5 protein-coding genes are annotated in these 6,884 nt (G+C 63.0%); 3 read left to right on the top strand and 2 right to left on the bottom strand.

Features of this window, described 5'->3' with window-relative positions:
• Positions 1-143: 143 nt before the first annotated feature.
• Together WBB95_RS16815 and WBB95_RS16810 are read right to left on the bottom strand one after the other, a co-directional pair.
• On the bottom strand, positions 144-3,473 hold the full coding sequence (locus tag WBB95_RS16815; protein ID WP_424488620.1) for a type III effector HrpK domain-containing protein: 3,330 nt from the start codon (positions 3,471-3,473) through the stop codon (positions 144-146).
• A 227-nt stretch (positions 3,474-3,700) separates the two neighbouring features.
• On the bottom strand, positions 3,701-4,621 hold the full coding sequence (locus WBB95_RS16810; RefSeq protein WP_424488619.1) for a histone deacetylase family protein: 921 nt from the start codon (positions 4,619-4,621) through the stop codon (positions 3,701-3,703).
• An 88-nt stretch (positions 4,622-4,709) separates the two neighbouring features.
• On the opposite strand from WBB95_RS16810, the gene WBB95_RS16805 reads away from it, so the two are divergent.
• Genes WBB95_RS16805 through WBB95_RS16795 form a run of 3 tightly spaced genes read left to right on the top strand, consistent with a single transcriptional unit; the run spans position 4,710 to position 6,774 of the window.
• Positions 4,710-5,279: a GNAT family N-acetyltransferase gene (locus WBB95_RS16805; RefSeq protein ID WP_424488618.1), complete on the top strand. Its 570-nt coding sequence runs from the start codon at positions 4,710-4,712 to the stop codon at positions 5,277-5,279.
• 41 nt (positions 5,280-5,320) lie between these two features.
• Positions 5,321-6,190: an acyl-CoA thioesterase II gene (gene tesB / locus WBB95_RS16800; RefSeq protein WP_424488617.1), complete on the top strand. Its 870-nt coding sequence runs from the start codon at positions 5,321-5,323 to the stop codon at positions 6,188-6,190.
• A complete protein-coding gene (locus WBB95_RS16795) occupies positions 6,187-6,774 on the top strand; it encodes an HAD family hydrolase (protein ID WP_424488616.1) in 588 nt (195 codons plus the stop codon). Before tesB ends, WBB95_RS16795 begins: the two co-directional genes overlap by 4 nt.
• The last annotated feature ends 110 nt before the right edge of the window (positions 6,775-6,884 follow it).

The following is a 6,884-nucleotide window of genomic DNA, read 5'->3' as shown; positions in this document are numbered from 1 at the left end:
GCCGCTTCGCAGCCCAGCGCGGGGCAAGCCCGCTCACCACAGGGATTTTGGTCACCTGAGTAAGCCGCTCACCACAGGGATTTTGGTCACCTGAGAAAGCGGCTCATCACAGATAGCCAGCTATACGTCGCTACCCGCTGTGCTCAGGCAAAACCGGTGTTGGCGTAGGGCGGGTATTCGTCCGCGCGGTCGGCGTCGGTGAAGGGCCCGCCCGTCAGGCCGTATTGGTCCAGCACCGGCACCAGGGCGCCGAAGAATTGGTCTTGTTGTTTCTCGCGCTTGACCACTTCGATGATCGGGAACACGAACGAGGTGATGATCCCCACGCCTGCTGCCGCCCAGCCCAGCACGCCGGCGAAGGTGCCGGCGATGGCTGCCGCGTCCGCCACGCCAAACAGCCCGGCGCCGCCTTCGATGATCGAGGCCACCGCCGCGCCGGTGCCGAGGGCGCCGCTGGTCAGGGAGAAACCGGCGTTGAGCTTGTCACCGGCGAAGGCGCTGTTGACCCCGCTGATCAAGCCGAACACGCCGCCGATAAAGCTGCCGGCGCCGCCGACGATTTTGCCCAGGTTGCCGAGCTTGTTGAGGCCATCGGTGTTTTGCACCATTTTCCCGGTCGGGAAGTCGCCGATGCCTTGTGGTTTGGTGGGGTCAATCGGTGTGGGTTTCCAGGCCATGCCATAGCCGGCTTCCTTGGCGTATTTGGTGCCGCCTTCGGTGATCAAACCGGCGAACTGCATGCCCGCCGCCACACGCCCGGCGTTGTCTGCCGGGCTGTTGCCGCCGGTGGCCGAGCGCGCGGCCAGTACGCCGCCCGCCAGCAGGGCGCTGCCGATGTGCAGCAGGCCCTGTTTGTAGGCATCGCTGGCGTTGAGGTTCAAGCCATCGACGGCTTTGGGCAGCACGTCGCTGATCTTCTGGGTCTGGCGGTTGACGTCCCACATCGAGCGGATCAGCGAGATCACATCCTGCGGCTTGATCTGCGCGCCCGTGGAATCCTTGAACAGGTCCGGGTTGTCGGCCATGGCCTGGTTGAGGATGGCGCTGGTCTTGGCTTCGTCGAAGTTGCCGTTGGCGTCGCCGAAGGCACTTTTCAGCACGTCGTCATTGGCGCCGTTGACCAGGCTGTCGGACACCGCCTGGTTGACGTATTGCTGCACCGTCGAGGAATCCTGCGCCGACACCTTGTCACCGAGGAATGCCTTGAGCAGCGAGGCGTTGGCCGCGTAGTGGCCGATGACGGTCATGGGGTCGGCATTTGGCGCCGCGAGGCCGTTTTGCAGGTCTTGGCCGCTGACGATGTGGTCATGGAAGTACTGCGCAATGTCGGCTGATTTGCCGGACTTGTCGGCAATCGCCTCCAAGTCCACGGTGCCGTTGCCGCCCAACGCCATGTCGGTGAGGGTCGCGTCGGTGCCGGCCAAGCTCAGGCCGTCGACCAGTGACACGGGGTTGCCATTGCTGTCTTTGGTGGCCAGCGCGGTGTTGATGACATTGCCGCTGTTGATCTGGCTGTCCTGGTAGTGCTGCATCTCGGTTTTGATCGCCGGGTCACTGTTGACGATGTCTTTCATGCCGCCGGCCTGGTTCTGCGCCATGAAGGTCTTGACGTCGTGGTCGGAGGCGAGCTGATTGACGGCGGCGTCCAGTTGGTCAGACACCTTGGATTTGGTTGGGTTGAGGTGATATTGGCTGTCGGCGGTAATTCCGGCATACAGGTCGCCGTCGCCCACCTTGTCGCTGGAGGCCAGGCGGGCGCGGGCGTCGCTGAGTTCCAGCATCACGGCGGTCTTGGTTTTGCCGTCGTAGTTTTGCGGGTTTTGCAGCACGTCCTGGGTCAGTGTTGAGGTGTCGACGTCGGCCACGGAGCTGCGGATCGAGGCGTTGCTGAGCATCATCAGCACGCCGTGGTCGTCTTTGGGCGCCTGGTTTTCCAGCCACGCGCCGAGGTTTTTCTGCTGGGTGATGCCGTCGGCGGTCGCGGTGGCAGGCATGTCGCCTGCCATGTCGAGGGTGCGCATCATGCCGGGTGTCGACCAGTAGCCGGCGGCGCCCGTCAATTCCGGGCTCAGGCCGCTGTCGTTCTTGATGGCAGTGAGGTTGTCGGTGGTCAGGCTGCCATTGTTGGCGCGTTGGTTGGGGCCTTCCATCGCGGGGCCTGCGCTGCTGACCAGCGAGATATTGGCCATGACCAGCGCGGCCGACTTGGCGTTCGCCTTGGCCAGGTCGGTGGCCCCCGGGTTTTTGCTGAGAAAGGTGTTGTAGGACTTGGAAGCGGCTGACAGGTCCTTGTTCGACTGGCTGACGAAACTGTCGACGTTGCTGTGCGTAATCACCCCATCGCTGCCGCCCAGGCCACCGCTGTCCAGGGCGTTCATCAGGCTCGGGCTGCCGGCCAGGTATTTGAGGCAGGCCTGGGCTTCGGGCGGCAGGTCGGCGGGCGGGTTGGAGAAGTCGATCGGGCGGTCGTGCAGGCCCCACTTGTCCCAGTTGTCGCTGAGCATTTTTGCCGCCGCGCGCGGGCGGTCGAGGTCGCGTTCTTCCTGGGTCGGCGTGCCGCTGGTGTTGCTGACAATCTTGTCCCAGTCCTTGGGGCTGGCGTACTGGGAATTGTCGATCCAGTTAGTATCGACCGCGCCGCCGACATTGAAGATGCCGTTGGACTCCTTGACCACCGAGGCATACAGGTCGGGGCTGATGGCCTGGGAGACAATCACTTTGTCGCCGGAAGCAGTTTCGTAACGGATCAGGCCGTAGCCGAGTTCTTCGGGCGTGCCCACCAGGCTGACACCTCCGGTTGCGCTGGCGTCGGCGAGGGTGTAGCCGGCGTTTTTGCTGTCATTGATCAGGCCCCAGGTCTGGCCGTCGCCGGCCACCTGGTTGTACAGGTCGGGGTTCACTTCGCGGCTGACCACGACCTTGTCGCCCGACACGGTCTCGTAGCGGATAAGGCCCGGGCCGATTTCATCCACAGGGCCGATGGCGCTGTAGTCACCCAGGCCCGGCGCGGTGTCGCCGGCCTGGGCGATACGGTAGCCGTCGGCCTTGCTGGTGTTCAGCGCGTTGACGGCGTCGACTTTGCTGGACATGCCGTCGAAGAGATAGGGCGTCATCTGTTTGATAATGATGATGTCCTGGCCGTCGCGGGTTTTCAGGTCCAGCACGTTGTCGGAAACCTTGGTGATGCTGGCGATGTCCGCCAGCGGCACGCCGGTGTTACTGATATCGGCGAGGTTTGGGTCGTTGAGGCGCTTGATGGCCTCCTGGTCGCCGGTGGCCATCACGTCGGCGATTTTCTGGTCTTTGGTGTTGTCGGTGACGCCGCTGGCGAGCACTTTGAAATTGCCGGGTTTGGCGGTGTCTTTGAAGCCTGCCACGGCGCGGGCCATGGCGGCCTCGAAGGTGGCCGCGACCTTTTTCAGCGCGTCGTCATTGCCGGTGGGTGTAACGGTGCCGATCTTGTAAGTTGCCATCGCCGGATACTCTGGAAGCGGGAAGGCGTTCAGGGTGACGGCGGCGTAAGGCAGTTTTGTTTCAAAGAGGGCGCGGCGCGGATGTTCCACAACGTTTCACGGCTGTGGACAAGTATCTGATCAAAAAACGTACAGTTTCCTGCAGGCCATACGGCGGCGGGCTTTCAGGTGCTTACGCTCAAGTTATCCACAGGCCGTTCCACAGGCATTGTGGGTAAGCCCATGACTTAATGACACCCTGATGACGTCCACACCCGTTGTGCACTGTGGTGCAGGATGCCGTGGCGGCGGGCCAGGGCCGGGCGGTCCTTGCTGTAGCCGCCGCCGATCACGCCCATCACCGGAATGTCGCGGCCCAGGCAGTGGCGCATCACGCTTTCGTCGCGGGCTGCCACGCCGGCGTCTGTCAGCTTGAGGTAGCCGAGGGCGTCATCCTTGTGCACATCCACACCGGCGTCGTACAGCACCAGGTCCGGCTGGTAGAGCGGCAGCAGGTAATTGAGGGCGTCGTCGACCACCTTGAGGTAGTCGTCGTCGCCCATGCCCATGGGCAGCGGGATGTCCCAGTCGCTCTGGGCCTTGCGCGCGGGGAAATTCTTTTCGCAGTGCAGCGACACGGTGATGGCGTCCGGCGTGTCGTGGAGGATGCGCGCAGTGCCGTCGCCCTGGTGCACGTCGCAGTCGAAGATCAGCACACGGTTGACCCGCCCGCTGGCCAGCAGGTAATGGCTGATCACCGCCAGGTCATTGAAGATGCAAAAGCCCGCCGGGTAATCGTAGTGGGCGTGGTGCGTGCCGCCCGCCAAGTGGCAGGCCAGGCCGTGTTCCAGGGCCAGTTCGGCCGCGAGGATCGAGCCGCCGACCGCGCGCACGGTGCGCCGGGCCAGGGCTTCGTTCCAGGGCAGGCCGAGGCGCCGTTGGTCCTCGCGGGACAACTCGCCGCTCATGTAGCGTTCGATATACCCAGCGTCATGGGCCAGGGCCAGAATCTCTGGTGGGCACAGTTGCGGGCGCAGCAACTGGCTGTCCTGGGTCAGGCCGCTGTCCACCAAGTGGTCGCGCAACAGGCGAAACTTGTCCATGGGGAAGCGATGGTCCGCCGGGAACTCAGGGCTGTAATCATCGTGGTAGATCAATGGCAAAGGCATGGGATTTTCTGACGGGAACCTGCGAAGGATCTTACCAGCGCTGTACACTTGCTCACAGGCCACACGCACATGGCAAGGGAGGGGACCCATGGAGCCGATACTGGAATTGGAAAGCGCACGCCTGGTGCTGCGCCAATGGCGCGACAGCGACCTGACGGAATTTGCGCGCATGTGCGCCGACTCACAGGTGATGCGTTATTTCCCGGCCAAATTGAGCCACCTGGAAAGCGCCGCGTTGATCGGCCGGATTCGCGGCCATTTTGCCGAATACGGTTTTGGCTTTTGGGCCTTGCAGCGCAAGGACACTGGCGAGTTCATCGGCCTGACCGGGCTGCAGAATGTCAATTTCGAGGCCGGCTTCACTCCCGCAGTGGAAATCGGTTGGCGCCTGGCCCGTGAGCATTGGGGCCTGGGTTACGCCAGTGAAGCGGCGTGGACTGCCTTGCGCTGCGGCTTCGACCGTTTGCAGCTGGATGAGATTCTCGCCTTCACCACTGAAGCTAATCTGCCATCACAAAAAGTCATGCAGGCCATCGGTATGCATTACGATCCCCAGGCAGATTTTGAACACCCCAAGGTCGCAGCCGATGACCCGCTGCGCCATCATGTGTTGTACCGCATCACCCGCGCCCAATGGTTGGACACGCTGCACGGATAAGCAGCCCGGAATGCCCTATCGATTGTTGTAGGAGTTGCTCTATGAGCCAAGTATTGGAAGATCTGGTGGACTTGCTGACCCTGGAGCCGATCGAGGAAAACCTCTTTCGCGGCCGCAGCCAAGACCTGGGCTTTCGCCAACTGTTCGGCGGCCAGGTGCTCGGCCAGTCGCTGTCGGCAGCCAGCCAGACCGTAGAAGAAGCGCGCCACGTGCATTCCTTGCACGGTTATTTCCTGCGCCCCGGTGATGCCTCGTTGCCGGTGGTGTATTCGGTCGACCGCGTACGCGACGGCGGCAGTTTCAGCACGCGCCGCGTGACCGCGATCCAGAAGGGCAACCCGATTTTCACCTGCAGCGCCTCGTTCCAGTACGACGAGGCAGGTTTTGAGCACCAGACCACCATGCCCGTGGTGGTCGGCCCGGAAAACCTGCCCTCAGAACTGGAGCTGACCAAACAGCGCGCGCACCTGATCCCCGAGCACATGCGCGACAAGTTGCTGTGCCCCAAGCCGATCGAAGTGCGCCCGGTCACCGAAAAAGACCCCTACAACCCGCAGCCGTCCGACCCGGTGAAATACGTGTGGTTTCGCGCCGACGGCGCCCTGGCCGACGCGCCGGCACTGCACAAATACCTGCTGGCCTACGCCTCGGACTTCGGCCTGCTGACCACCTCACTGCTGCCCCATGGCAAGACCGTGTGGCAGAAAGACATGCAGGTCGCCAGCCTTGACCATGCGCTGTGGTTTCACGCCGACCTGCGCGCCGATGACTGGTTGCTCTACGCCATGGACAGCCCATGGGCCGGCAATTCCCGTGGGTTCTCGCGGGGCAGCGTCTACAACCGCGCCGGGCAACTGGTGGCCTCGGTGACTCAGGAAGGCTTGATCCGCCATCGCAAGGATTGGGCATGAGCCTGGCCCAGATTAAACATTGGGTGTTCGACATGGACGGCACGCTGACCGTGGCCGTGCATGATTTTGCGGCCATTCGCGTGGCGCTGGAGATTCCGCCGGAGGATGACATTCTCACGCATCTCGCCGCGTTGCCGGCTGATGCAGCGGCGGCCAAACATGCCTGGTTGTTGGAACATGAGCGCGAGTTGGCGCTGGGTTCGGTCGCGGCTGATGGTGCGGTAGAACTGGTGCGCGAGTTGGCGGGGCGCGGTTATCGCCTCGGTATCCTGACCCGCAATGCGCGGGAGTTGGCGCATATCACCCTGGAGGCGATTGGCCTCGCGGACTGTTTTGCTGTCGACGATGTGCTGGGGCGTGATGACGCGCCGCCCAAGCCAGACCCGGGTGGCCTGCTGAAACTGGCAGCGGCTTGGGATGTTCCGCCGAGCGAGATGGTGATGGTCGGGGATTACCGCTTTGACCTGGATTGCGGCCGTGCGGCGGGGGCCAGCACCGTGTTGGTAAACCTGCCGGAGAACCCGTGGCCGGAGCTTGCCGATTGGCATGCGGAAGATTGCGCAGCCTTGCGCCGAATGATTTAGCCCACCTGATGAAGATCAAATGTGGGAGCGGGCTTGCTCGCGAAAGCGGTGGGTCAGTCAGCTTATTTGTTGCTGATCCACCGCATTCGCGAGCAAGCCCGCTCCCACAT

It is taken from the genome of Pseudomonas sp. (assembly GCF_049645325.1).
In the GTDB taxonomy this organism is placed as follows: domain Bacteria; phylum Pseudomonadota; class Gammaproteobacteria; order Pseudomonadales; family Pseudomonadaceae; genus Aquipseudomonas.
Note: the sequence above shows the minus strand (reverse complement) of the source record. Positions and strands in the feature narration are given on the sequence as shown.